This is a genomic window from Streptomyces sp. BK022 (assembly GCF_004217355.1).
Taxonomy (GTDB): Bacteria; Actinomycetota; Actinomycetes; order Streptomycetales; family Streptomycetaceae; genus Streptomyces; species Streptomyces griseoluteus.
On record NZ_SHKU01000004.1, the window covers coordinates 326,772 to 351,153 of the forward strand.

At 71.2% G+C, this 24,382-nt stretch carries 21 protein-coding genes and 1 pseudogene; 8 read left to right on the top strand and 14 right to left on the bottom strand.

Features of this window, described 5'->3' with window-relative positions; genetic code table 11:
- Window positions 1-106: 106 nt before the first annotated feature.
- The 5 genes from EV284_RS18225 to EV284_RS18245 all read right to left on the bottom strand — a co-directional run bounded on the left by EV284_RS18225 (window position 107) and on the right by EV284_RS18245 (window position 6,128).
- Complete coding sequence (locus EV284_RS18225; RefSeq protein WP_242625716.1) at window positions 107-2,884, bottom strand: lectin; 2,778 nt, start codon at window positions 2,882-2,884, stop codon at window positions 107-109.
- A gap of 155 nt (window positions 2,885-3,039) precedes the next feature.
- A complete protein-coding gene (locus EV284_RS18230; protein WP_130335404.1) occupies window positions 3,040-3,795 on the bottom strand; it encodes a DUF2071 domain-containing protein in 756 nt (251 codons plus the stop codon).
- Complete coding sequence (locus EV284_RS18235; RefSeq protein WP_165425573.1) at window positions 3,792-4,487, bottom strand: SDR family NAD(P)-dependent oxidoreductase; 696 nt, start codon at window positions 4,485-4,487, stop codon at window positions 3,792-3,794. Before EV284_RS18235 ends, EV284_RS18230 begins: the two co-directional genes overlap by 4 nt.
- Window positions 4,488-4,651: 164 nt before the next feature.
- Window positions 4,652-5,338: an SDR family NAD(P)-dependent oxidoreductase gene (locus EV284_RS18240; protein WP_130335405.1), complete on the bottom strand. Its 687-nt coding sequence runs from the start codon at window positions 5,336-5,338 to the stop codon at window positions 4,652-4,654.
- Window positions 5,339-5,387: 49 nt separating this feature from the next.
- Window positions 5,388-6,128: an SDR family oxidoreductase gene (locus tag EV284_RS18245; RefSeq protein ID WP_130335407.1), complete on the bottom strand. Its 741-nt coding sequence runs from the start codon at window positions 6,126-6,128 to the stop codon at window positions 5,388-5,390.
- 91 nt (window positions 6,129-6,219) lie between these two features.
- Between EV284_RS18245 and EV284_RS18250 the strand changes: the two genes are divergently transcribed.
- Both EV284_RS18250 and EV284_RS33295 read left to right on the top strand, forming a co-directional pair.
- Window positions 6,220-6,828: a TetR/AcrR family transcriptional regulator gene (locus tag EV284_RS18250; RefSeq protein ID WP_242625717.1), complete on the top strand. Its 609-nt coding sequence runs from the start codon at window positions 6,220-6,222 to the stop codon at window positions 6,826-6,828.
- Between the two features lie 115 nt (window positions 6,829-6,943).
- Window positions 6,944-7,083 (top strand): annotated as a pseudogene (locus tag EV284_RS33295) (IS630 family transposase); the annotation flags it as partial.
- A 26-nt stretch (window positions 7,084-7,109) separates the two neighbouring features.
- On the opposite strand, the gene EV284_RS18255 reads toward EV284_RS33295, so the two are convergent.
- Window positions 7,110-7,571, bottom strand: a complete 462-nt coding sequence (locus EV284_RS18255; RefSeq protein WP_130335409.1) for an SUKH-4 family immunity protein — start codon at window positions 7,569-7,571, stop codon at window positions 7,110-7,112.
- A complete protein-coding gene (locus tag EV284_RS18260) occupies window positions 7,568-8,197 on the bottom strand; it encodes a TetR/AcrR family transcriptional regulator (RefSeq protein WP_130335411.1) in 630 nt (209 codons plus the stop codon). Before EV284_RS18260 ends, EV284_RS18255 begins: the two co-directional genes overlap by 4 nt.
- Before the next feature lie 134 nt (window positions 8,198-8,331).
- On the opposite strand from EV284_RS18260, the gene EV284_RS18265 reads away from it, so the two are divergent.
- Entirely contained in the window at window positions 8,332-8,916 is a 585-nt protein-coding gene (locus EV284_RS18265) for a hypothetical protein (protein ID WP_130335413.1), read from the top strand.
- Window positions 8,917-9,013: 97 nt separating this feature from the next.
- On the opposite strand, the gene EV284_RS18270 is transcribed toward EV284_RS18265, so the two are convergent.
- Window positions 9,014-9,418 (bottom strand): FKBP-type peptidyl-prolyl cis-trans isomerase, encoded by a 405-nt coding sequence (locus EV284_RS18270; RefSeq protein WP_130335415.1) that lies wholly within the window; start codon window positions 9,416-9,418, stop codon window positions 9,014-9,016.
- A gap of 204 nt (window positions 9,419-9,622) precedes the next feature.
- Window positions 9,623-10,132 (bottom strand): 2'-5' RNA ligase family protein, encoded by a 510-nt coding sequence (locus EV284_RS18275; RefSeq protein ID WP_207229066.1) that lies wholly within the window; start codon window positions 10,130-10,132, stop codon window positions 9,623-9,625.
- Between the two features lie 369 nt (window positions 10,133-10,501).
- On the opposite strand from EV284_RS18275, the gene EV284_RS18280 reads away from it, so the two are divergent.
- The 4 genes from EV284_RS18280 to EV284_RS18295 all read left to right on the top strand — a co-directional run bounded on the left by EV284_RS18280 (window position 10,502) and on the right by EV284_RS18295 (window position 15,565).
- Window positions 10,502-11,920, top strand: a complete 1,419-nt coding sequence (locus EV284_RS18280; RefSeq protein ID WP_242625755.1) for a cytosine permease — start codon at window positions 10,502-10,504, stop codon at window positions 11,918-11,920.
- A 439-nt stretch (window positions 11,921-12,359) separates the two neighbouring features.
- Window positions 12,360-13,793: an MFS transporter gene (locus tag EV284_RS18285; protein ID WP_242625718.1), complete on the top strand. Its 1,434-nt coding sequence runs from the start codon at window positions 12,360-12,362 to the stop codon at window positions 13,791-13,793.
- Between the two features lie 457 nt (window positions 13,794-14,250).
- The gene (locus EV284_RS18290; protein ID WP_130335419.1) at window positions 14,251-14,526 is read left to right on the top strand and encodes a hypothetical protein; all 276 of its coding nucleotides are present in this window, start codon (window positions 14,251-14,253) and stop codon (window positions 14,524-14,526) included.
- 496 nt (window positions 14,527-15,022) lie between these two features.
- The gene (locus tag EV284_RS18295) at window positions 15,023-15,565 is read left to right on the top strand and encodes an MOSC domain-containing protein (protein ID WP_130335421.1); all 543 of its coding nucleotides are present in this window, start codon (window positions 15,023-15,025) and stop codon (window positions 15,563-15,565) included.
- 535 nt (window positions 15,566-16,100) lie between these two features.
- Here the strand turns inward: EV284_RS18295 and EV284_RS18300 are convergent.
- From EV284_RS18300 to xylB, 5 genes are all read right to left on the bottom strand, one after another.
- Entirely contained in the window at window positions 16,101-17,624 is a 1,524-nt protein-coding gene (locus EV284_RS18300) for an aldehyde dehydrogenase family protein (RefSeq protein WP_130335423.1), read from the bottom strand.
- A 57-nt stretch (window positions 17,625-17,681) separates the two neighbouring features.
- A complete protein-coding gene (locus tag EV284_RS18305; protein ID WP_130335425.1) occupies window positions 17,682-19,016 on the bottom strand; it encodes a GAF domain-containing protein in 1,335 nt (444 codons plus the stop codon).
- Between the two features lie 77 nt (window positions 19,017-19,093).
- Window positions 19,094-19,690, bottom strand: a complete 597-nt coding sequence (locus EV284_RS18310; RefSeq protein ID WP_207229090.1) for an N-acetylmuramoyl-L-alanine amidase — start codon at window positions 19,688-19,690, stop codon at window positions 19,094-19,096.
- Between the two features lie 481 nt (window positions 19,691-20,171).
- Window positions 20,172-21,380: an ROK family transcriptional regulator gene (locus EV284_RS18315; protein WP_130335429.1), complete on the bottom strand. Its 1,209-nt coding sequence runs from the start codon at window positions 21,378-21,380 to the stop codon at window positions 20,172-20,174.
- Between the two features lie 96 nt (window positions 21,381-21,476).
- A complete protein-coding gene (xylB, locus tag EV284_RS18320) occupies window positions 21,477-22,922 on the bottom strand; it encodes a xylulokinase (protein WP_130335431.1) in 1,446 nt (481 codons plus the stop codon).
- A 159-nt stretch (window positions 22,923-23,081) separates the two neighbouring features.
- Between xylB and xylA the strand changes: the two genes are divergently transcribed.
- On the top strand, window positions 23,082-24,248 hold the full coding sequence (gene xylA, locus EV284_RS18325) for a xylose isomerase (RefSeq protein WP_130335433.1): 1,167 nt from the start codon (window positions 23,082-23,084) through the stop codon (window positions 24,246-24,248).
- Window positions 24,249-24,382: the final 134 nt, after the last annotated feature.

Consider the following 24,382-nt stretch of genomic DNA (forward strand, 5'->3'; position numbering starts at 1 on the left):
CGAACGAGGCCCTGTGCGGGCATCGCGGATGCCCGAACGGGACGGCTCCGCGCCTCCGGGCCGGCCGGGTGCGGCCCCGCCCGAGGACGGGACCGCACCCGGGTGCTCAGACCGCCGGAAGGGTCCACTTCTGGGCCGCCGACCCGTTGCAGGCGTAGATCTGCAGCCGGGTGCCCTCCGCCGTGGCGGAGTTGGGATCGTCCAGGCACAGACCGGAGTTGGCGTTCTTCAGCGAGCCGTCCGAGCCGGCCGTCCACTTCTGCGCTCCGGTGCCGTTGCAGGCGTAGAGCTGGACGGGAGTGCCGTTGGCCGTCCCGCTGTTGGTCACGTCGAGGCACTTGCCGAGCGTACGCAGGGTGCCGTCCGAGGCGACCGTCCAGTCCTGGGCGTACGTACCGTTGCAGGTCCACAGCTGGATCGCCGTGTGGTCCGCCGTACCGGAGTTCGCGTCGTCCACGCAGAGCGAGGAACTGACACCGGACTTCACCGGACCGACCCGGGGCCTGGCGGGGGCGGAGGTGTCGCCGGGGTAGGACGGGGGAGCGGCGGAAGTCCCGCTCGCCCACGCGGTGTCGGCGGTGGTCCCCAGGGTGAAGCCGAGGGTGCCGCCCGAGGTGAGCGCGGACGCCGGGGCGTAGGCGTTGTCCCACGCCGAGCCGTTGAAGGTCGCCGACTGGACATAGGGCGCGTTGTCCGCCGCGCCGGAGCCGTTCACCGTGAGCGTCCTGCCCGAGGGCAGCGTCACCTGCGCCTGCGGGAACAGCGGCGAACCGAGGGCGAGATCGGCCGTGCCCGGCGTCATCGGGAACATGCCGAGCGCCGACCAGACGTACCAGGCACTCATCGCACCCAGGTCGTCGTTGCCGTCGGCGAGGCCCGCCGGTGAGTTGGACCAGATCTGGTCCTGGACCGCCCGCACCGTCGCCTGGGTCCTGTACGGCATGCCGATGTAGTCGTACTCCCAGGGGAGTTCGATGCTCGGCTCGTTGCCGACCCAGGCGTAGCCGTTCGCGCCGGTGTAGCTGCGCAGCACGGTGTCGAGGTAGTGGCCCATCACCTTGTCGCCGCCCTTGGCGGTGGCGAGCCCGGCCACGTCGAACGGCACCATGCCGGTGTAGATCCAGGAGTCGGCCTCCACCATGTCCGTCCCGCTGGTCGGGTCGAACCCGCCGGTCCAGGTGCCGTCGAGGTTGCGCGGCTGGACGAAACCGGAGGCGGGGTTGAGGACGTTGCGCCAGGCCTGCGCCCGGTGCGCGTACGTCTTCTGGCTCCCGGTGTCGCCCAGGGCGCCGGCGAAGGCGGAGAGGGCGAAGTCGGCGGTGTCGTACTCCAGGGTGGTGGCTACGGGGCCGTAGAAGTTGCAGCATCCGTAAGCGCCGTCGTGGGGCTCGTATCCCGGACTGCCGAGGTAGTTGAGGCCCGGCCGGTCGTTGTTGGCGGTGCTCGCCTGCTTCAGCAGGCCCGCGAGCGCGGCCGAGGTGTCGAAGTTCCGCGCGCCGAAGGCGTAGTAGTCGGCGATGATCGCGGCGGCCGGGTCACCGACCATCACATAGGACTCGCCGTTGTTCTCCGACCACTTGGGGAAGATCCCGGTCTGCTGGTAGTCGTCGACCATCGACTGGGCCGTGTCCGAGGCCACTTGGGGACTGACCAGCGCCTCCAGCTGGGCCTGGGAACGGTAGATGTCCCAGCCCGAGTAGTTGGCGTACGCGGCCCGGTGACCGGAGTCCACCGTGTGCGTCCTGCCGTCGAAGCCGAAGTACTGGCCGCCCGTGTCGCTGATGACGTTCGGGTGCAGCAGCGAGTGGTAGAGCGCGGTGTAGAAGATCTTCTGCTGGTCCGAGGTCCCGCCGCCGATCAGCACCTTGCCCAGTGCCGAGTCCCAGGCGTCGTGCGCCGCGGTACGGACGGCGTCGAAGTTCCAATTGGGGTTCTCCGCAGCCCGGTTGGCGCTCGCGTTGGCGACCGAGACGTACGAGACGCCCACCTTGGCCTGGACGACCTGGCCGGCACTGGTGTCGAAGGTGACGTGGGCGTTGGACGCGGCGGCCCGGGGCGTCGCGCCGCCCTTGACGGCCTTGGGCGCGGTGCCGTGCAGGCGGGGGTGGTTGGGCCTGTCCGCCGCGTTCTTCCCGGCCCGCTCGGTGCTCGGCGCCGGCTTCGCCGCCGCGAGCGAGCTGCCGCTGGTGGCGAAGGGCCGGTCGAAGACCATGTCGAAGTAGACGGTGTAGCTGTTCCCGGCCCCGCAGAACCGGCCGCTCGTCACCTGCCCGCTGACCTCGGTGCTGGACACCACGTTGAACTGGGTCGAACTGGCGCCGTTCTGGCTGCCGTTCAGCTTGAAGAGCAGGTTGGCCCGCGTGGTCGCGGGGAAGGTGAACCGCGCCATCCCGCTCCGCGTGGTGGTGGTCAGCTCGGTGGTCACCTTGTTGTCCAGCGCGACCTTGTACGACCCCGCAGTGGCGGATTCGTTGGCGTGCGAGAAGGAGTCGGTCGCCGAGTTGTCGACGGCCCCGACCGTCGGCAGCACCGGTACGTCCCCCGCCGCTCCGCAGCCGGGCCCGGCGATGTGCGTGAGGCTGAAGCCCGTGATCGAGGAGTCCTTGTACTCGTACCCTCCGCCGGGCGGCCGCGAGGAGGTGTCCGGACTCCACTGCACCATGCCGAACGGCACGTCCGCGCCGGGGAAGTCGTTGGCGTCGTTGGACGTGCCGATGAACGGGTTGACCAGATCGGCCGGATGCGTCACGAGATCGGCGACCCGCGCGGGCGCCGCCGACGCGGGCAGCGCGTACGCGCCGACCAGTGCGGCCCCTGCGACGGCGGCAGCCGCCGCGTAACCCCGGCGCGCACGCCGGGGTCTGCCTAACGAGATCCAGGACATCGTTCTGTGCCTCCTGTGGGAGATGGGGGAGAGCGAGGCGGAACCGGGAACCTCCGCGATGGGGTGACAACGTTGTCTCAGCGCTGGGGCAACGTAGTGCTGGGGCGTGCTCACGTCAATGCTGTGGGTGAGGGCGGCGCGGAGTTCCGCCGGGTTCAGATTCCCCGCGGCAGCCGCAGCGGTGCGCCGAAGCGGACGGGGACACCGGGCGCGTAGAGCACGCTGACAGGGTTCTCGCGTGGGGCGCGCAGCCCGGCCGCCGCGATGGCGGTCTCGTCGTACGAGGTCAGCTCGGCACGGGTGAAGATCCACCGGGGGTGGGTGTTCGGCAAGTAGTAGGTGCGGCCCCGGAGTCGGGCGTGGAGCCCCCATCGGCAGGTGAGGAACTCCTCCAGGGTGTTCGCCTCGTACGGCTCGGGGGAGACCTCGGCCCGGACGCGGGCGCCAGCCCCGCAACCGTCGCGCCGGAGGGAGTCGTAGGAGATCTGGGAGTCGGTACGGCGGGCCCGGATACGGGCCCACCGGTACGGCAGCCCGAACGCCGCCCGCGCCGTCAGGACGGGCAGCAGGCGGTCGCAGTCCAGGGAGCGGAACACCACCCCGCGCCGCCCGAGGGCGTCCCGGCTGTACAGGCGGACGTTCACCTCGCCGAAGCTGCCCAGGTAGGGGAGGGCCGGCCCCCGGCCGAGGGCCAGCTGGTCCATGCGGAAGAAGACGAGGCCGACGTAGGTGCGGCCCAGGTGGAGGTCGGGGGAGGTGCCCGGCGGCAGCAGCCGTGCCACCTCGTCGGGGTCGGCCGCCCAGTGCAGGAAGACCAGTTCACGCCACCATTGCCGGAAGAGGACGTGGGAGAGGGGGCGCGGGGACAGGGGCGTGACGTCCTCCACGTGACCGGACGCGCCTGCCGTCATGCCGTACCCCGCTTCGACCCGGCGGGGTCCACGACCCGCGCGCCCGTACGCACGCCCGCCACGATCACGTCGACGGCCTCCGCCACCGTGATGCCCGGGGGCAGGGCCGGAGCGGCCCCGGTCACCGCGCGGCCGGCGAACCCGGAGTCGACATGGGGCAGGCAGATCTCCAGCACCCCCACCCCGGAGCGCCGCAACTCCCGGCGAGCCGACGCCAGCCAAGTGGCCAGCGCGGCCTTCGCCGCCGCGTAGTCCGCCATGCCGGCCGGTGCCGAGCGGGCGACGGTGCCCGTGACGGCGGCGAGCAGACCGCCCGAGCGCACATGGGTCGACCCGGAGCGCAGGATCGCCATGGGCGCGAGCGCGTTCACCGCCATCACGTGCTCCGCGACCGCTTCCCCGACCTCACCGACCGGCCCGAACGCCGCCACCCCCACACAGACGACCACGGCGTCGAGCCTGCCCAGCTCCCGCGCCGCCCACGCCGCCGTACCCTCGGCGCCGTCGAGGTCATACGCGTCGAAGGTGCGCGACGGGCCGGGCCCGCACCGCTCCCGCACGCCGGCCAGCCGGTCCGGGTCCCGCCCCGCGAGCGCGGTCACCGCCCCGAGCCCGGCCAGCCGCTCCGCCAGCGCCGAGCCGATGTCACCGGTCGCCCCGGCGACGAGCATGCGTGCGCCCCGGATCTCCACACCGCGCCTCCCGCCTCACGTCCTCGGAACACTTCGCCCGGTGAGAGCCGGACGGATGCGGCGGGGCGGCCTTGCGTGTCGCCGTCGGCGGGGGCCGGCCCGGTCCGAGGCCCGGTGCCTGGAAGGACACGGATGCCACCCGTACCGCCCGGCATGCCTGGTGACTACCAGGGCAGCTCCCCGCTCTCGTCCTGAAGCGTCCCCGTGGGACCGTCCGCGCCCTGCGTCGCCAGGCGGACGACGACCTTCGCGCTCTCCTCGGGCGGCCGCCCGATACCGAAGTCCGCGGTCATGTCGGTCGCGGTGGTACCCGGCTCGACCGCGTTGAACCTGATCTCCGGGTAGGCCTTGGCGTACTGCACCGTCAGCATGGTCGCCGCCGCCTTCGACGCGGAGTACAGCAGGGTCGGCAGGCTGAATTCGGGCCGCTCCGGGTTGTTCACGGCCCAGAAGGAACCGGCGCTGCTGGAGACGGTGACCACGGTGGGGTCGGCGGACCGGCGCAGCAGGGGCAGGGCCGCCTCGGTGACGCGTACGATCCCCACCGCGTTGGTGTCGAACACGCGCAGGGCGCTGGGGCCGTCCACCTCGCCGAGCCCCAGGACGCCCGCGTTGTGCACCAGGACGTCGAGCCGGCCCTCGTCCGCGTCGATCTTCTCCAGCGCGCCGGCGACTGACGCGTCGTCGGTCACGTCGAGTGGGACGAACCGCGCCCCGAGCAGGGCCGCGGCCTTCTCGCCGCGCTCGACGTCCCGCGCGCCGATGTAGACGGTGTGGCCCGCGGCGACGAGCTGCCTGGCGGTCTCGAAACCGATGCCCTTGTTGGCGCCGGTGATCAGCGTGATGGTCATGCGGAGTCCTCCGTGATCGGTGATGCGCGCGGCCTTTGCGTGGAGACCCTCAGATCTGGTTGAGACCGCCGTCGACGTACAGGCTCGACCCCGTGACAAAGCTGCTCTGGTCCGACGCGAGGAAGGCGACGGCGGCGGCGACCTCCTCCGGCCGCCCGAGCCGGCCCAGCGGCACGCGCGACGACAACTGCTCCTTGAACCGCTCCGCGTCGGGAGTGAGCGCCGAGAGGGCCGGGGTGTCGGTCGGGCCCGGCGTCACCGTGTTGACCCGGATGCCGCGTCCCTTGAGCTCGTTGGCCCAGGTCCGGGCGAGCGAGCGGGTGGCCGCCTTGGTCGCCGCGTACACGCCGAGCCCCTCGTCGCCGACGTCCACGTTGGTGGAGCCGTTCAGGATCACGGAGGCGCCGTCGTTGAGCAGGGGCAACGCCTTCTGGACGGTGAACAGCGTGCCCCGGACGTTGATGCCGAAGAGCTTGTCGAAGTGCTCCTCGGTGACCTCTTCGAGCGGTACGAGATCGGCGACGGAGGCGTTGGCGAACAGCACGTCCAGTCCCCGCCCCCGGCTGCGGACGGCCTCGTAGAGCCGGTCCAGGTCGGCCAGGTCCGCGATGTCACCGGTCACGGCGGTGGCGGCCGGGCCGATCTCCTCGACGGCCGCGTCGAGTTCGTCCTTCCGCCGCCCGGTGACGAACACATGCGCGCCCTCGGCCGCCAGCCGTCCGGCGGCGGCGAAGCCGATCCCGGCGCTGGCCCCGGTGACCACAGCGGTCTTGCCTTCGAGCAGTCCCATGTCGACCGGCCTCCACATTGTGTAGTGATCGATGCAGAATGTCAGCCTAGCACTTTCGTATCGGTCGCTACAGAAGGGATAGAGTGAACGGGTGAAGACGGAGAAGAAGGGCCCGAGCGGCCGCCCCCGGGGCTTTGACACCGGCGAGGCCCTCGAACGCGCCATGCTGGTCTTCTGGGAGTACGGCTACGAAGGCGCCAGCCTGGGCCGCCTGACCAGCGCCATGGGCATCTCGGCCACGAGTATGTACGCGGCCTTCGGCAACAAGGAAGAGCTGTTCCGCAAGGCTCTGGAGCGCTACACGCAGGGGCCCAGCGCCTACCTGGACGAAGCGCTCAAGGAGCCGACCTCCCGGGGGGTGGCCACCGCGATCCTGTCCGGGGTCATCCGGACCACCACCGCTCCGTCCCGGCCCCAGGGGTGCCTGGGCATCCAGGGCGCGCTGGCCGCGGGTGAGTCCGCGCAGCCGGCCCGTGAGCTGCTCGTCGGCTGGCGCAACGACGGGTACCTGCGGATTCGGGAGCGGTTCGAACGGGCCGTCGAGGAGGGCGACCTGTCGGCGGGCACCGATGCCGCACTGGTGGCCCGGTATGTCACCACGCTGGCTCACGGCATCGCCGTCCAGGCGGCCAGCGGGGTGTGCAGGGACGAGCTTCAGGCGATGGCCGACGCGGCGCTGCGGGTGTGGCCGCCCTCGTAGGGGGGCTGCCTCGGTCGACGGGTCGACGAGGTCGACCGCAACCACCGCCGGGCGCACTGCCGTCCCCTCTCGCGGCGCGGCGAGTGAGACACGGGAGACGCGTGATGGCTGGTGGGCCCTGCGCGCCTACGTCCGCCGGCGCAACGCCAACGCCCGCCACCGCGACGTCCTGGCCGCCGAACGCGAGGAACGCGCCCGCATTCGCGGCGAAAAGGCATCCGCTGGGGCGGACGCCCCCTCGTCATCGCGGCTTGAGCAGCCTGCCCCGATGATCCGCGTGGTCACACACTCATGCCGTAGCCAAGCTCCTCAGCCCCGATGTGCCAGAAGGAGTTCTCGTCGGCAACGGCCTCGGCGTCAAGCATGCCGAATCGCTCCAGCAGCGCTTCGGTGAGCGCGTCGGCGGCCTGCTCGGCCAGGTCCACGGTCTCGTCTTCGCTCAGACCGTCACCGGGCCCCTCGTATGCGGCGGCCTCGACAGCGGCTTCCTCATAAGCGCGGTTGAAGGCGACGAACGCCTCAACGCTGGAGTTCACGAGTCGAGGAACACCGCCCTCCGACACACACCACAGCGAGCCGTCATCACGCCGTACGGCGAGCGCGCTCAGCCCTGGGTCGACCGCGACCAGGGCATACCGCGCACCCTCGACCGTGCGTTCCGCAAAAGGGGAGTCCAGCCACACCCCGGGGTACGGGCACCGAGCGCACCCGGCCAAGAGCGAGGCGACTTCGGCATCGTTCATGCCGAGAACCTAGCCCGCTCCGGAGCGGGGGAGTCGGGTTCCGGCGCTGCGCCCGCGTGCAAGATCCCTTCGACACCGTCCAGGAACGTCGCACAGATCAGCGTCGGGTCGAAGAGGCAGCCGGCGGCCATGGCGCCGTCCCGGAGCATGACGAAGTGCCGCCCGGTCATGTCGGCGGGGGCACAGCCGGCGTCTTCCATGAGCTGCGTGGCGGTTTCCAGGAACCACTGCCGGTGGTCCAGCACCGCTCGGTGGACGGGGTGCGCCGGGTCGGGATACTCGGCCGCCGCGTTGAGGAAGGCGCAGCCACGGAAGCCCGGGGACTGGATGCCGTCGGCGATGGATCTGCCCACGGCCCGGACGGTCTCCGCCGCCGGAAGGCCCTGGGCCCGGATGGCGGCCACCTGCCCCCGGATGCCGTGATCGGCCCGCTGGAGGTAGGCGAGGATCAACTCGTCCTTCCCCTTGAAGTGGCGGTACAGGGTGGCGCGGGTGACCTGGGCCTCCGCGATGATCCGGTCCACGCCGACGGAGTGAATGCCCTCGGCGTAGAAGATCCGGGTCGCCGTGTCGAGCAGCCGCGCCCGGGCCTCGGACGTGCTCTTGCCTTCTGTGCGCGCGCTCATGCCGGCCACGGTAGCAGGTGGTGAGGGAGAACGTTCGGTCTTGACAGTCGGAGACAGGGCCCTTTAGATGAAAGAGCGAGACCGAACGTTCTCCCTCTTCCGCCTCGCCTTCTTCCTCGCCGAAAGGGCACCTCATGCCTGCATCCACCGCCACCCCCGTCCCCGCCAGGGACCACACCGGGTCGCTGCGCCGCCTGTACTTCCTGCGCTTCGCGTTCGCCGCGGTATGGGCCGTCCTCCTGTTCGCCTCCGCTCACGCCCTGAACCCCCTCAGCGCGACACTGCTGGTGGTCTACCCCTTGTTCGACGTGGCGTGCGCGGTCCTCGACATCAGGTCCGCCAAGGCGAACCGCGGGCCGGTACGCGGCCTGTACGCGAACGTCGCGCTCAGCGCCCTCACCACCGCAGGTCTGGTCGCGGCGGCCACCTCGGGCATCCCGGCGGTCCTGCGTGTCTGGGGCGCCTGGGCGGTCACCGCGGGAGCCGTCCAGCTGGCCGTCGGCGCCCTGCGACGCCGGCGCGGCATGGCGGGCCAGTGGCCGATGATCCTCAGCGGAGCCATCTCCACCTTCGCCGGAGCCTCCTTCGTGGCCCAGGCGGGGAAGGAGAACGCCTCCTTGGGCGCGCTGGCCGGCTACGCCTTCCTGGGCGGAGTCTTCTTCCTCGTCTCGGCCTTCCGCCTGGGGCAGTCCGACAGGGCCGACCGAATCGGCGTGTGAGGTGTCGGCGTCGGTCCCGCGCGGTGGGCGCACGCGGGGCCGGCTTCCTGCGGCGACCGGACTCGGCGGCCCGTCGCCGGCGTGATCGCGACGCGACTCAGGCCCTGCTCCACCCGGTCGCAGGGGAGTACAGGTCCAGCAGGTCCACCACGAACACCAGGGTCGAACCCGCCGGGATCAACGGCGTCGGCGACTGCTTGCCGTACCCGAGTCGCGGCGGAACGATGATCTCGCGCCGGCCGCCGACCCTCATCCCCTTGATCCCCCGGTCCCAGCCCTTGATGACCTTGCCGCTGCCGAGGGCGAACTTGAACGGCTCCCCCCGGTCCCAGGACGCGTCGAACTCCTTCCCGGACGCGAAGGTCACCCCGACGTAGTGAACCCGGACGACCATGCCCGACCTGACTTCGGCCCCGTCCCCGACGATCAGGTCCCGAACGGTCAGCTCACCAGGAGCAGCACCCTCCGGAACCTCGACCACGGGCTTCGCCGGCTCACTCATTCCCACCTCGCCACTCCCCGCCGAAGGCCCTCGGACGGACCAGGCGAACACATCACGCATCTGATGCCCACGCTACCGATACCGCGGGTCGCGCGTCCGACGTGGTGGCGATGAGGACACCGATCGCTGCGACGGCCGGGCGGCCACCGCCACATCGACACCGGTGCGGCCGGCGGACCGATGGCTGCGGGGGCGTTCGCACACCTAGACGAGCCGCTCCACGGTCCGCGAGCCGGTGTCGTAGCTTCGCGCCGCCGTGAACCGTCCCTCCCAGGGCGCGGACAGCTCGGCGGGCAGGAGTGCCGCAGGCCATGAGCCGGGTCCGGACCGCGTCCGGCCGAGGCTGAGGTGGGGTACCCAACTCGCCGGCTCGAACAGCGGATTCCCGCCCCCTGGCAGCAACTCCCGTACGCGCCGCTGCAGGGCGGCCAGCCCGGGGTCGGCCACCACACGCCAGGCCAGTACCGAAGTCCGCCCCTCGAAGCGAAGCGTGCCCTCCAGGCGCAGCGGCAGGGGAAGTACCGAGAGCGTCTCCGTGAGCGCGGGCCGCGCGTCCCACGGCAGCTCGGACGCGGTGGTCAGGGTGAGGTGAGGCCGATTCGTCGCATGCGCGTGACCAGCCAGACTCGGCATCCCCATCTCCGCGAGCCGCCCCCAGACCCGCCGCACCCGCGCCTCGGTCGCTTCATCGGGCAGCAACTCCACTGTGCGCACAGGGTCAGCGTAGGACGCCGGCCGGACACGACGCTCGGACGGCGTGACCCGTGCCGCCGGCCGAACGTCCCGCGCGGCGGTGACGTCGGGAAGTGCCGAAGGGCCGGCATCCCGCCCGTCTTCCCCGAAGCCGGTTCCGGGCCGCACCCGGAGTCCTCGCCCGCACGGTCGCACAGGACCAGCCCCGCAGGTCGGCCGAAGGGTGCCCGGCCAGCAGGGTATTGACAAATCATTCAGTGGGCCAGAGTCTGCATGGCAATATGCAGGACGGGTGGGCGAGCACGCGGAGGGCAGACGATGACCGGGGCGGGTCGTACGGACCACAGGGACGCGCACACCACGGATGACCCCGGCCGAGCCGACGGCGTGATCGAGCGACATTCCATCGATGTGGTGCCCGACAGCGAACGACACGGTCGCGCCTTCAACCAGTTCACGCTCTGGCTCGGTGCGAACCTTCAGATAACCGCCATCGTCACCGGCGCCCTCGCTGTCGTCTTCGGCGGTGACGTCGTCTGGTCGCTCGTGGGGCTCGTCGCCGGCAACCTCCTGGGCGGCGCCGTCATGGCGCTGCACTCCGCGCAAGGTCCGAGACTGGGACTGCCGCAGATGATCCAGTCGCGGGCACAGTTCGGCGTCCGGGGCGCCGCGGTGCCACTGCTGCTGGTCATCCTGATGTACGTCGGCTTCTTCGCGAGCGGGAGTGTGCTCGCCGGGCAGGCCACCGCCCGCCTCACCCATACCGGTGACACCACGGGCATCATCGTCTTCGCCCTGCTCACCGCCGTCGTGGCGGCGATCGGCTACCGCGTCATCCACGTCGTGGGCCGAGTCGCCAGCGTGGTCTGCGCCGTCGCCTTCGTCTTCCTGGGCATCCGGCTGCTCGACCGCGTCGACGTGGGCGCGCTCCTCGGCGACGCCCACTTCTCCCTGCCGATGTTCCTGCTGGCCATGTCGCTGTCCGCGTCCTGGCAGCTCGCCTTCGGCCCCTACGTCGCCGACTACTCGCGCTACCTGCCGCGCACGACCAGTGCCCGGGCGACGTTCTGGTGGACGCTGTCCGGCTCGGCGCTCGGCTCCCAGTGGTCCATGACGTTCGGCGTGCTGGTGGCGGCGAGCGCCGGGGAACGGTTCCTCGACGACCAGGTCGGTTACGTCGTCTCGCTCGGCGGCGCCGGGGCGGCCGCGTCACTCCTGTACTTCGTCATCGCCCTGGGCAAGCTCACCATCAACGTCCTCAACACGTACGGCGGCTTCATCTCCATGGTCACGGGGATCAGCGGCTTCCGGGGGCAGCGGACCCTGTCGCCGCGCGGCCGAGCCGTGTACATCAGCGCGATCATGGTGGCCGGCACGGCGATGGCCCTGCTCGGCAAGGACAGTTTCCTCGTCTCGTTCAAGGACTTCCTGCTGTTCCTGCTGACCTTCTTCACCCCCTGGTCGGCCATCAACCTCGTCGACTACTACCTGATCTCCCGCGAGCGCTACGACATCCCCGCCCTCTTCGACCCCCACGGCCGCTACGGCGCCTGGCGCGCCAACGCGCTGATCGTCTACGCGATCGGCATCCTGGCCCAACTCCCCTTCCTGGCCACGTCGTTCTACACGGGCCCCCTGGTCGCCCCCCTCGGCGGCGCCGACGTGTCCTGGATCGTCGGACTCGCCGTGCCGGCCGCCCTGTACTGGCTGCTGGCAAGGTCTGGCAGCACCGCCGAGGACCCCGCTCCCGCGCGCGAGGCGACGGCTCCGGGCGAAGTCGGCGCGGCGTCGGGGGTCGGTGACCGCTGACGGGACTGGGGCCGGCGAGGCGGAGGCTCTCGGACGAGGCGCAATCGCGGGTTCGACCCGCCACTGGCGTCCCGAGAGGTTCACAGCGGCCGGCAGGGACGCTGGGACCGCGTACGAGTCCACTTCCGACGTGCGGCGAGCAGGCGGGCGCAGGGCGCCGACTGGGACGGACCGGGAGTTCCCCGGGCGCGTCCTGGCCGGTGCCCGCGATCTCCTTGGCATGATGACCGCCCGGGTTCCCTAGGGCGTGTCCGCAAAGTCCCGCCTGGCTCGCGGCGTCCGGCACGCACGCTCGCGGCGTTGTCGGGTCACCCCCGTACGCCCGGTACGAGGGCGACCCTCCGCCTTGCGATCGCACGCACAGACGCCGCGAGCCCTGCCCCCCGGGCAGACGGCGCTACTTTGCGGACGCGCCCCAGGACAGAATGGAGCCGGTGTCGTGCCCTTCGCGGAGTCGACCGGTGGCGGCGCGTCCGGGCCTCCCGGAGCCCCGCCGGCCGTGCGGCGGTCCCTGGCGCCGCTGCTGGCCGTCTGCACGGGATACTTCATGGTCATCCTGGACGTCACGGTCATCAACGTCGCCGTGCCCGTGGTGGGCCGGGAGCTGCCGGCCTCCCTGACCGGCATCCAGTGGATCACTGACGGGTACACCCTGGTCTTCGCCGGATTCCTGATGACCGGTGGCGCGCTGGGCGACCGCCTGGGCAACCGGCGCGTCTTCCAGGCGGGCGTCTCGGTGTTCACGGTGGCCTCGGCCGCCTGCGCGTTCGCGCCGAGCGCGGCCTTCCTCGTCACGGCGCGGCTGGTGGAAGGACTCGGTGCGGCGCTGATCGTCCCCGGCTCGCTCGCCCTGCTCCAGGAGGCGTACCCGCGGCCCGCCGCACGTTCGCGGGCCTTCGGACTCTGGGGGTCGATGGCGGGTGTCGCGGCCTCCGCCGGGCCGCTGCTGGGCGGCCTGCTCGTGTCCACCGTGGGTTGGCGCTGGGTCTTCCTGATCAATCTGCCCGTCGGCGTGGCCTGCCTGCTGCTGACGTGGCGACACGTGGCGCCCTCACCGCGTCACGCCGGCCGGTCCCTGGACTGGCAGGCGCAGTGTGCCGTGGTGCTGGCGGTGGCCCTGCTGACCGGCGCGCTGAACGAGGCCGGCCGACGCGGTTGGTCCGATCCCCTCGTGCTCGCCGGGCTCGGCCTGGTCGTGCCCGCCGTCGCGGCGTTCGTGTGGCGCGAACGGGTCGCCCGTTCCCCCGGCCTTCCACCGCGCCTGCTCGGTTCCCGCACGCTGGCCGGCGGGGCCGTCATCGGCCTGCTGTTCAACTTCGGTTTCTACGGCATGGTGTTCACCGCCAGCCTGGACTTCCAGCACCAGCGCGGCTTCGGCGCCCTCAGGACCGGACTGGCGCTGTTCCCGGCCGTGGCCATGACGATGTTCGCCTCCATCCTGTCCGGACGGCTCGCCCGCCGCACCGGTCACCGTCCCCTGGTCATCACCGGCATGCTCCTCGGCGCGCTGGGGCTGGCCGGCTGGGCCGCGGCGGGCACCGATCCGGCCTACCCCCTGCTGGTGGCACCGATGATGGCCGCCGGATTCGGTACGTCCTTCGCGCTCACCGGCTCCACCGCCACGGTGATGGGTGCCGCGCCGCAGGAGTACGCGGGAGCCGCCTCCGCACTGTTCAACACCGCCCGCCAGATCGGCAGCGCGGCCGGCGTGGCCCTCGGCGGCAGCCTGCTGGCCACCGCCGCCGACTACGGCACCGGAGTCCGCACCAGCATGGCCCTCGGAGCCCTCGCCTATCTGATCGCGGCGGCCCTCGCGTGGCTGTGCGTCCCACCTGGGCCGAAGGCACCGCCGGAACGCCCCACCTCCCGCTAACCGCGCGTCCCGCTGATCGAACGTGCCCCGTCTCCCGCCCCCACCGACCGCCGAGCGAGCTTGGTGGGGTGCACAGGACAGGCCGGGCGGGGCGGGGCGCCCGGCCGTCCGGTCCACCTGGCCGGCCGTACGAGCCGGTCACCGCTTCGCGCCATCGCGGTTACTCAGCGCGGCCGCCTCCCGGATGCCCAGGACGGGCGGGGGAGAGGATGCGACGCTGGAGTGAGGGGCCCGCGAGTGGAGGTCCGCGTGCGTCTCATCCGGTCCGGGGCCCTCGTCGTCCGTCCCGGCGCCCATGTCCGCGTGAGCCTCAATGGGTGCGACGCGGCTGGTTCGGTCAGTCGGTGAGCCCACCCGTCGGCGCACCACTCGCCGAGCGTGGCCAGCCGGCCTCACCGCGCGGATCCGGCCCGCCGGGACCTGACCGCGCGACCACCCAGGAAAGCAGGTGTATCCCATGCGCACGCCGACCCGTATCGCTGGTGCCCTCACCGGCTTGACCCTCATCCTCGGCGGGGCGGTCTTCGCCGCTCCCGCGGTCCGGGCGGACATCCCCGCCTGCACACGGATGGCCGAACTGGCCGGTGCCACCGCTTCCGACTCCGTCACGGGGGCTTGTAGCCGTGGCGTGGTCGGAGACCTGCAGGGTTGTGTGACCGGGCTGACCGGCGCCGGAGTGGCGGGCGGCGCCGCGACCGGTGCCTGTCGGGCGGCGGCCCACGAGCCGCGCTAGCAGACCGCGTGGGGCAACCGCCCGCCGGTACCGGTCGCATGCAGGCGCACGCGGCGTACCGAGGCGGCCGATCAAGGGCACCGCTGCAACGCCGAAAAGGGCGAAGCGGAGTCGTCGCACCCGGGCGCCCGTACGCCTCTGTGCCGTAGATGCCCCGCCGACCGCGGTCCCGTACCCTCGCCGTCGAGCGAAGCAGGACCGTCTCCGCGGGACCTCCCTGGGTGCGGTAGTAGGTCCGCCGGATGTGCGGCGGAGTGACACATCATGCATGCGTCATGCGGGTGGCAGTGCTGTCGGGTCCGGAGCCGGTGACGCGACCCGTCGGACAGGCTCTGGAACGAATACGACCCGAGCCGAACAGCCTTACAGGGGGGAGCGTCCTCAACGGGCCAGGCTCACGGCCCCACCCGCGATTGATCGTGGATGCTGTGGTGCCTTGTTGGGCCAGGGCTAGGCTCGTGGCTGATCACAGTTACCGACGAGGGGGTTCCGAGGTATGAGCGGGAGAGTGACGGCGGTCAGCAGCAATGGGGAGTACTCGTTCGCGAAGCCGAACCGGGACAGCGTCAGGTTGCTTGCCGGACTCGGTGTGGAGGGGGATGTGCACGCCGGTGTGACGGTCAAGCACCGCTCGCGCGTCGCGCAGGATCCCACTCAGCCGAATCTGCGCCAGGTCCACCTCATTCATGAAGAGCTCTTCGCCGAGGTCGGCGAAGAGGGGTTCAAGGTGGCGCCCGGCGACCTCGGCGAGAACCTCACCACGCGTGGCATCGATCTGCTCGGTCTGCCGGTCGGCACCTTGCTGCGCATCGGCGACTCCGCGGTCCTCGAAGTCACCGGGCTCCGCAATCCCTGCCTGCAGATCGACAACTTCCAGGACGGGCTGCTGAAGCAGGTTGTCGGCCGCGATGAGGCGGGGAACATCGTGCGCAAAGCCGGAATCATGAGCATCGTGAGGGAAGGCGGCGTGGTGCGCCCAGGCGACACGATCGAAAGGGAACTTCCCAGCGGTCCGCACCGACCCCTGGACCGGGTCTGACCAGCCTCCAGGACAGGCCGTGCCATCACGACGGCCGCGCGGGTTCTTGAGCTGTTAAGACCAAGCAGGCCCGCGCGGCCATGGCCCCTCCTGCCTTCTTCGGCGTCGCGCGCCGACATCTCGGCGAATTGCTCGAAGTACTCGCGTCGCGCTGGGAAGCGCACTGCGAGTCCGTGCGGCACGAGCGGCGCCAACGCGCGCGCCGGAGGCAGGCCGGGGCCGGGCCGAAGTACGAACTCGTCTTCACCGACCGACTGCTGGCCGCCTTGGTTCATCTGCGCACCGGCCTCACCATGAGGCCCCCGGCGCGATCTATGAGGTGGGCTCTTCCACCATCGGCCGCGCCGTCGGCGAGATCCGCCCGCTCCTGGCGGAGCGTGGACTCGCCATCCCCGACCGGGCGGGCCTGCGACTGTACACGCGACCAGCGGTATCCCTCCCGGCCCGCAGACCAGGCGGCGGTTACTTGTCGTGGTCCTACCCGGGAGGGGCACCTGCCGGACATCTGCCCTGGTCAGGCGCCCCTTTTACGTGTCTAGAAGAAGCCCAGCCTCTTCGGCGAGTACGACACCAGGAGATTCTTCGTCTGCTGGTAGTGCTCCAGCATCATCTTGTGGTTCTCCCGGCCGATCCCGGACTGCTTGTAGCCGCCGAACGCCGCGTGGGCCGGGTAGGCGTGGTAGCAGTTGGTCCAGACGCGGCCGGCCTGGATCGTGCGGCCGGCGCGGTAGGCGGTGTTGATGTCGCGGGTCCAGACGCCCGCGCCGAGGCCGTACAGCGTGTCGTTGGCCAGCTTCATCGCGTCGTCGAAGTCGTCGAAGGACGTCACGGAGACGACCGGGCCGAAGATCTCCTCCTGGAAGATCCGCATACGGTTGTCGCCCTCGAAGATGGTGGGCTGGACGTAGTACCCGCCCTTCAGCTCGCCGTCGTACTCGATGCGTTCGCCGCCGGTGAGCACCTTGGCGCCCTCCTGCCGGCCGATGTCCAGGTAGGAGAGGATCTTCTCCAACTGGTCGTTGGACGCCTGAGCACCGATCATCGTGTCGGTGTCGAGCGGGTGCCCCGGCTTGATCTGCCGGGTGCGGGCCACGGCCGCCTCCAGGAAGTCGGTGTAGTGGCCGCTCTGGACGAGCGCTCGGGAAGGGCAGGTGCACACCTCACCCTGGTTGAGCGCGAACATGGTGAAACCCTCGAGCGCCTTGTCCCGGAAGTCGTCGTCGTGCGCCCACACGTCGTCGAAGAAGATGTTGGGCGACTTGCCGCCCAGCTCCAGCGTCACCGGCTTGATGTTCTCCGAGGCGTACTGCATGATCAGCCGCCCGGTCGTGGTCTCCCCGGTGAACGCCACCTTCGCCACCCGGGCACTGGAGGCCAGCGGCCTGCCCGCCTCCGCACCGAAACCGTTGACGATGTTGACCGCGCCCGGCGGCAGCAGGTCGGCGACCAGGCTCATCCAGTAGTGGATGGACGCCGGGGTCTGCTCAGCGGGCTTGAGGATGACCGCGTTGCCCGCCGCGAGCGCGGGCGCCAGCTTCCAGGCCGCCATCAGGATCGGGAAGTTCCACGGGATGATCTGTGCGACGACCCCGAGCGGCTCGTGGAAGTGGTACGCCACGGTGTCGTCGTCGATCTCGCCCAGCGACCCCTCCTGCGCGCGGATCGCCCCCGCGAAGTACCGGAAGTGGTCGATGGCCAGCGGGATGTCGGCGGCCAGCGTCTCGCGGACCGGCTTGCCGTTCTCCCAGGTCTCGGCCACGGCCAGCGACTCGAGGTTCGCCTCCATACGGTCGGCGATCTTCAGCAGGATGTCCGAGCGCTCCGTCACCGATGTACGGCCCCAGCCGGGCGCGGCCGCGTGCGCCGCGTCGAGTGCCCGCTCGACGTCCTCCGCGGTACCGCGCGCGATCTCGGTGAACGGCTGCCCGTTGACCGGCGACGGGTTGTCGAAGTACTGCCCGCGCGCCGGCGGCACGTACTCACCGCCGATGAAGTGGTCGTAGCGCGGCTGGTAGGAGACGATCGAGCCCTCGGAGCCGGGCGTCGCGTAACGGGTCATGCTGGTGTGCCTCCCGGTGCAGCGCTGCCCGCCATTGGGCAGCTCCCGTCGTGCACGCTAGACGGGCGGACGTTGCGAATATGTTGCACCGCTGGTCAACCAGGGCGTCCGACGCACGTGAGCGCGTCGGCCCGGTACCCCCGGTGCGGCCAGCTCGGCCTCCAGCGCCGCGATCCGGGCCCGCACCGGAGCGGTCGGCCGCACGGCCGCCAGGGCCCGCCAGACCAACAGGTCGTGCTCCCCCCACGGCGCATGGGCCCAGTCCGCGAGCAGATCCGGGTCGCCCCGGGTGACGAGGGCCGTTCGCAGAGCCGCGGTGAGTCGGCGCCGCAACCCCACCACCGCCGGAGCCTGTGAGTTCGGCAGCAGCGGGCCGCGATACGCCCGTACGGCGGCCGTGAGCGCACCCGCCTCCAACTGCCGTTCCACCAGGTCCGCGTCGCACTCGACCGGCACCGAGAGCCGGTAGGGCCGCGACGCCAGCAGCCCAGGCGGCAACAGCGGGCGCAGCCTGGCCAGCTCGGCCCGCAGGGTCACTGGTGTCACCGACTCGTCCTCGTACAGCGCGCACAGCAGCTCGTCGCCGGTCATGCCCTCGGGATGCCGGGCCAGGAGCACGAGGACCTCGCTGTGCCGACGGCTCAGCCTGATCCGACGCCCGCCACCCGGACGGAGTTCGGCCTCGTCCCGGCCCAGCGCGCTCAGCGTGACCGTGTCCTGTGCCCGCTGCGGCGGGGCGACCAGGCTGAGCTGGGACTCGGCCGCGCGTGCCACCGCTTGCACGAAGCCCAGGCTGTGCGGATGTGCCAGACCGTCCCCTCCGGTGATGTCGACGGCTCCCAGGACCCGGCCGGTGTGCGGATCGTGGATCGGCGCGGCCGCACAGGTCCACGGCTGCACCCGCCTTATGAAGTGCTCCGCCGCGAAGACCTGCACCGGACGGTCCACCGCCACCGCCGTGCCCGGCGCGTTGGTGCCGACGGCCGCTTCCGACCAGCGCGCCCCGGGAACGAAGTTCATGCGGTCCGCCCGCCGCAACGTCGTCGGATGTCCCTCGACCCACATCAGCCTGCCGTGCGCATCGCACACCGCGAGCAGATGCGAGCCATCGGCGGCGAACGTGCCCACCAGCTCCCGGACCAACGGCATCACCTTGGCCAGGGGATGTTCGGCGCGGTACGCGCCCAGGTCGTCATCGGTCAGTTCCACGCAGGCAGTGCCGTCCGGCCCGACGCCGGCCCGTGCGCTGCGCCGCCAGGACTCGGCCACCACCGGCCGGACCGGACGCGCGACCGTGCCGGCGGTCGTGAAGGTCTCATGCGCTCGGCGTAGCGCCCGGACTCTTTCGTCTGGGTCGGCTCCCGGCTCCAGAGCCACCCACTGATCGGTCAACTCGTCCTCCCTGCGAGGGAACCAACTGGGCCATCGTCACGCGCGGGTCCGCTCCGGACAACCGGGCCGACGCGAGGTCAGGAGAAATTGACGAGTCTGATGTAGCGGACCCAGTCCCAGTTCAGCCCCGGGTCGGTGTGATCGGTACCGGGTACCTGGTAGTGGCCGATGATGTGCTCCCGGTCCTTCGGGATGCCGTACTTGTCGCACACCGCGGCCGTCAGTCTCGCGGACTGCTCGTAGAGGGCGTTCGTGAAGTAGGCCGGCTGGTCCACCCAGCCCTCGTGCTCGATACCGATGCTCCGGGTGTTGTACCCCCAGTCGCCCGCGTGCCAGGCGATGTCCGCCTCCCGGACGCACTGGGCGACATGGCCGTCCGCCGAGCGCACGAGATAGTGCGCGGACACCTTCTTGTCGGTGTTCCGGAAGATCGCCAGAGTGTTGGTGTAGGTCTCCTGGGTGACATGGATGATCACCCGGTCGATCTTGTAGGCCGCCGGCCGACTGGACACCGTGTAGTTGCCGCTGCTCGCGGGCTGCCATTCGCCGGACGGGTAGTCGACCGCCGCCTGCGCGGCCGCCTGCGGGCCGGGGAGAAGCGCATAGGGGACAGCGGCGAGTGCCGCGCCCTTGAGGACGCCGCGTCGGGTGAGGTGGGTACGGGGCTGGTTCATCTCCATCGTCGGCTGCCCTTCAGCGGTGTGAGGTGTCATCTGCCATGTCCCACAAGGCGCTTGGGGATGCGGGAGCGTGGGATCGCGGTGTGTGCGGATGCGTCTGTACGGCGGGGGTGCACGTCCGGCTCGGTGGAGCCCGGCACGTATGTCCGACACAGTGTCAGCTCCGGTCCGCGGGAACCGGGAATGGTCGTCGTGGTGTCGGTTGTGGCGTCGTGAGCCGGTCGCTTTCGCGTACATGTATCCCCCGATGCATGCGGCAGATGGTGCTTGGCATGTGTGCGGCCGGGGCTTTTGCCGTTGAGGTCCAGCGGTTGCGGCTCGCGTGAATCACGTTACGGCGCGGGGGAGTTGGGCAGAAGGGTGTGCGCCGAGTCCGTGGACAGCTGGCGGATTGTGGATAAGTCGACCACCCGTTCGAGGGACTCCGGGCGTCGGTGGGCGTGGCGGGCTTCCGCCACGGGCATCCGCCGAAGTGTCAGGGCCGTTCCGCCACCATCGCCGGATCATCCAGCACGGCCCGTACCACCGAATGCGCCGCACCGAGCAGCGGGCCTTCCGGCCCCAGCTCGGACACCGCCACGGGACATGCCGGACCGGCCGTGCGACTACGCAGCTCATGTTGCAGAGAGGGGAGAAGCCAGGGAGAGAGAGCCGCCAGCGCGCCACCCAGGAGGACAGTGTCCGGGTCCAGGAGATTGACCGCTCCGGTCAGGGCGATGCCGAGCGCCGTACCCGCTTCCCGCAGCGCCGAGCGCACGTCCCCGTCGCCCGCTTCCGCCTGCTCCGCGAGGACTCCCACCACGTCGTCGCGTGGTTCGATTCCGGCCGCCCGCAGTACGGCCTCCTCGCCGGCGTACTGCTCCAGGCAGCCGCGTCCGCCGCATGGGCAGGGAGGTCCGTCCGGCCGGACCGGAACATGGCCCAGCTCCCCGGCGAAGCCACGGGTTCCACGGAGCAGCCGGCCGTTCACCACGATCGCCGCGCCGATGCCGATCTCCGCGGACACATGGAGGAAGTCTTCTGGTGTATCGGCACCGAGCCACAGCTCCGCCAGCGCTCCGAAGTTGGCCTCGTTGTCCACGGTCAGGGGAACGCCGTCGGGCAGCACACCACCGAGGTCAGTGTCGTGCCAGCCGAGGTTGGGAGCACGCACGACCGTTCGTCCGTCACGGGCGATCAGGCCGGGAACGGCCACCGCGAGCCCGGCGACCCATAGGCCGTCCTTCTCCACCTCGGCGGTGACCTGCTGGAGAAGGGAGGTCAGATCCTCGGCCACGGATTTTGGGGAGCGCCCTCGGTTCGTGCCGCGCCGCACGGCTCGCGCTCGAACCGCGCCCCGCAGGTCGACCGCGCACACTGCGAGATGATCCACACCGATCTCCGCCCCCACCCCTGCAGGGCCACACCCGCTCACCGCGAGCGCGGAGCCGGGCCGTCCCACCCGGCTCGGCCGCTCGGGGCCCAACTCCTCGAGCAGCCCCCAGCGGATCAGCTCGTCCACGAGGGACGACACGGCCGCCCGGGTCAGACCGATGCGCGAGGCGACCGTGGCGCGCGACAGCGGGCCGTCCGAGCTGACGGTGTGCATGACCCGGGACAGGTTGCGGCGACGCATGCCCTGCTGGGTGTCCGGCAGGGCACGTCCGCTCCCCGTGGGTCGGCTGTCGTGCGGCGGTGCGGTCATGCCTCCGTCGATTCTCGGTGTTCCGTGGCCCCTGCCCGGCTCGCGGTTCGGCCGCCCGTTGGCGGACCTGATGCGCAATCCTCTTGGGGGGCGGGGTCAGTGGGAGTCCGCACCCCGCTCCAGCAGCGGGGATGCGTCGGAGAGTACCCCGGCGATCCGGTCCAGGGCTTCCTCGTCCCGCTCCACGGCCTCCAGGACCCTTCCCTCCGTGGTGTTCCAGCGGCGGGCGACGGCCGCCGGGTCCTCGCCGGTCAGCAGTCCCGCAGCCTGAGCCGCCGCGCCGAGGGCGACCAGTTCCTTCGCCTCGGGGATCTGTACCGGTCGCCCGGACAGCCGGCGAACCGTCTCCTGCCAGGCGGTGCCGCGGGCGCCGCCGCCGATCAGCAGCAAGGGAGTGGTGCGATCGGCGTCCTCGTCCAGGACCAGGTCGAGTGCGCCGAGCAGCGAGTGCACCGCGCCGTCGTAGGCGGCCTGGAGCACCTGGCCGGCGGTCGTGTCATGCCGGAGGCCGTGCAGCAGACCCGAGGCGTGGGGCAGGTTGGGAGTGCGCTCACCGTCGAGGTACGGCAGCAGGGTGACCGACGTGCCGGGCTCCACGGCCTCCCGGTCCAGCCCCAGCAGGGCCGCGACCCGGTCCACAGCGAGGGTGCAGTTCAAGGTGCACGCCAGCGGCAGCCAGTCGCCGTGCGCGTCGGCGAATCCCGCCACCGTGCCGGTCGGGTCCGTCGAGCGGCGCTTGGAGACCGCGTACACGGTCCCCGAGGTGCCGAGGCTGAGCACCGGAGTGCCGGGTCGCAGGCCCAGGCCCAGGGCGGCTGCGGCGTTGTCCCCGGTGCCCGGCGCCACCAGCGTGCCCTTGGAGAACGGCAGGTCATGACCGTCGCGCACGGTGCCTGCCACCTCGCCGGGCCGCACCACCCGAGGCAGTAGCGCCGGGTCGAGTCCCAGGTGCGCCAGGGTCTCCTCGTCGTACGACTCCGTCGCGGACGCCCACCAGCCGGTGCCGGAGACATCGCCGCGGTCGGTCGTGCCGAGGTCGGTGAGGCGCTCGGTGAGGTAGTCGTGGGGGAGACGTACCGCCCGGGTGGCACGGACGGCGTCCGGCTCGTGCTCCGCCAGCCACGCCCACTTGGTCACCGTGAACGAGGCGCCCGGCACGCTGCCCGTGCGCTCCGCCCAGGCGTCGGGGCCACCCAGTTCCTCCACGAGACGGCGGGCCTGCGGCGCCGAGCGCACATCGTTCCAGAGCAGCGCGGGACGCACTGGCTCGCCGTGTGCGTCGAGCGTGACCAGGCCGTGCTGCTGGCCGCCGATCGACACCGCGGCCGCCTCGTGCGCCGCGTCACCGCACTGGCGCAGCGCCTCGCACAGCGCGTCCCACCACTGACGCGGATCGCTCTCCCGTCCCGCGCCCGATGTCACCGTGTGCGCGGCCTGGCCGCTCGCCACCACCTGCCCGGTGGACGCGTCGACGACGAGTGCCTTCGTGGACTGGGTGGACGAGTCCACACCGACGACGAGCGGACCCTCGGCTGCTGACATCGGGCTCTCCCTCTTCCGCGGCGTCATCGACCGGCAGCGACGCCGTTCATCGATGGCGCCCCGGCGTCGAGGACATCTGGTCTCTTCCCAGAGGCGCCTTCGCATACTAATTTGTAAACGGCCATGACGAAATAGTCGTACGCACCAAGGAGCCGCGGCATGAACTACCAGCCCACCCCCGAGGACAAGTTCACCTTCGGCCTGTGGACCGTCGGCTGGCAGGGGAGGGACCCGTTCGGCGACGCCACGCGCCGCGCCCTCGACCCCGTCGAGTCGGTGCAGCGCCTGGCCGAGCTGGGCGCCCACGGCGTGACCTTCCACGACGACGACCTGATTCCGTTCGGCGCCTCCGAGACCGAGCGCGAGTCGCACATCAAGCGCTTCCGCCAGGCCCTGGACGCGACCGGTATGGCCGTGCCGATGGCGACCACCAACCTCTTCACCCACCCCGTCTTCAAGGACGGCGCGTTCACCGCCAACGACCGCGACGTGCGCCGCTACGCGCTCCGCAAGACGATCCGCAACATCGACCTCGCCGCCGAACTGGGCGCCAAGACCTATGTCGCCTGGGGCGGCCGCGAGGGCGCCGAGTCCGGTGGCGCCAAGGACGTCCGGGCGGCCCTGGACCGCATGAAGGAGGCATTCGACCTCCTCGGCGAGTACGTCACCGCGCAGGGCTACGACATCCGCTTCGCCATCGAGCCCAAGCCGAACGAGCCGCGCGGCGACATCCTCCTCCCCACCGTCGGCCACGCGCTCGCCTTCATCGAGCGCCTGGAGCGTCCCGAGCTGTACGGCGTCAACCCCGAGGTCGGGCACGAGCAGATGGCCGGGCTCAACTTCCCGCACGGCATCGCACAGGCGCTGTGGGCGGACAAGCTCTTCCACATCGACCTCAACGGCCAGTCGGGCATCAAGTACGACCAGGATCTGCGCTTCGGAGCCGGTGACCTCCGGGCCGCCTTCTGGCTCGTCGACCTCCTGGAGAGCGCCGGCTACGAGGGACCCCGCCACTTCGACTTCAAGCCGCCGCGCACCGAGGACCTCGACGGCGTCTGGGCTTCGGCAGCCGGATGCATGCGGAACTACCTCATCCTGAAGGACCGCGCGGCCGCCTTCCGTGCCGACCCGGAGGTCCAGGAGGCGCTGCGCGCGTCGCGGCTGGACGAACTGGCACAGCCCACGGCCGCGGACGGCCTCGACGCCCTGCTGGCCGACAGTTCGGCCTTCGAGGACTTCGACGTGGACTCCGCCGCTGCGCGGGGCATGGCCTTCGAGCGGCTCGACCAGTTGGCGATGGACCACCTGCTCGGCGCCCGCGGCTGACGGGATCGGGCGTGACCAGTCTGCCGTGGCTGGTCACGCCCGTCCTGCGTCTGCCTTCGACCCGGGTGTCGGGGGTTCCTCGGGGTCGGCTTCGGGGATGTCTCAGGGGCGGGGGCCGGAACCGCGAGGCGCTC

Coding starts and splice junctions, on each gene's coding strand:
- EV284_RS18225 (WP_242625716.1), bottom strand. CDS start 2,884: ATGTCCTGGATCTCGTTAGGCAGACCCCGGCGTGCGCGCCGGGGTTAC.
- EV284_RS18230 (WP_130335404.1), bottom strand. CDS start 3,795: ATGACGGCAGGCGCGTCCGGTCACGTGGAGGACGTCACGCCCCTGTCC.
- EV284_RS18240 (WP_130335405.1), bottom strand. CDS start 5,338: ATGACCATCACGCTGATCACCGGCGCCAACAAGGGCATCGGTTTCGAG.
- EV284_RS18245 (WP_130335407.1), bottom strand. CDS start 6,128: ATGGGACTGCTCGAAGGCAAGACCGCTGTGGTCACCGGGGCCAGCGCC.
- EV284_RS18255 (WP_130335409.1), bottom strand. CDS start 7,571: ATGAACGATGCCGAAGTCGCCTCGCTCTTGGCCGGGTGCGCTCGGTGC.
- EV284_RS18260 (WP_130335411.1), bottom strand. CDS start 8,197: ATGAGCGCGCGCACAGAAGGCAAGAGCACGTCCGAGGCCCGGGCGCGG.
- EV284_RS18265 (WP_130335413.1), top strand. CDS start 8,332: ATGCCTGCATCCACCGCCACCCCCGTCCCCGCCAGGGACCACACCGGG.
- EV284_RS18270 (WP_130335415.1), bottom strand. CDS start 9,418: ATGAGTGAGCCGGCGAAGCCCGTGGTCGAGGTTCCGGAGGGTGCTGCT.
- EV284_RS18290 (WP_130335419.1), top strand. CDS start 14,251: ATGCGCACGCCGACCCGTATCGCTGGTGCCCTCACCGGCTTGACCCTC.
- EV284_RS18295 (WP_130335421.1), top strand. CDS start 15,023: ATGAGCGGGAGAGTGACGGCGGTCAGCAGCAATGGGGAGTACTCGTTC.
- EV284_RS18300 (WP_130335423.1), bottom strand. CDS start 17,624: ATGACCCGTTACGCGACGCCCGGCTCCGAGGGCTCGATCGTCTCCTAC.
- EV284_RS18310 (WP_207229090.1), bottom strand. CDS start 19,690: ATGAACCAGCCCCGTACCCACCTCACCCGACGCGGCGTCCTCAAGGGC.
- EV284_RS18315 (WP_130335429.1), bottom strand. CDS start 21,380: ATGACCGCACCGCCGCACGACAGCCGACCCACGGGGAGCGGACGTGCC.
- xylB (WP_130335431.1), bottom strand. CDS start 22,922: ATGTCAGCAGCCGAGGGTCCGCTCGTCGTCGGTGTGGACTCGTCCACC.
- xylA (WP_130335433.1), top strand. CDS start 23,082: ATGAACTACCAGCCCACCCCCGAGGACAAGTTCACCTTCGGCCTGTGG.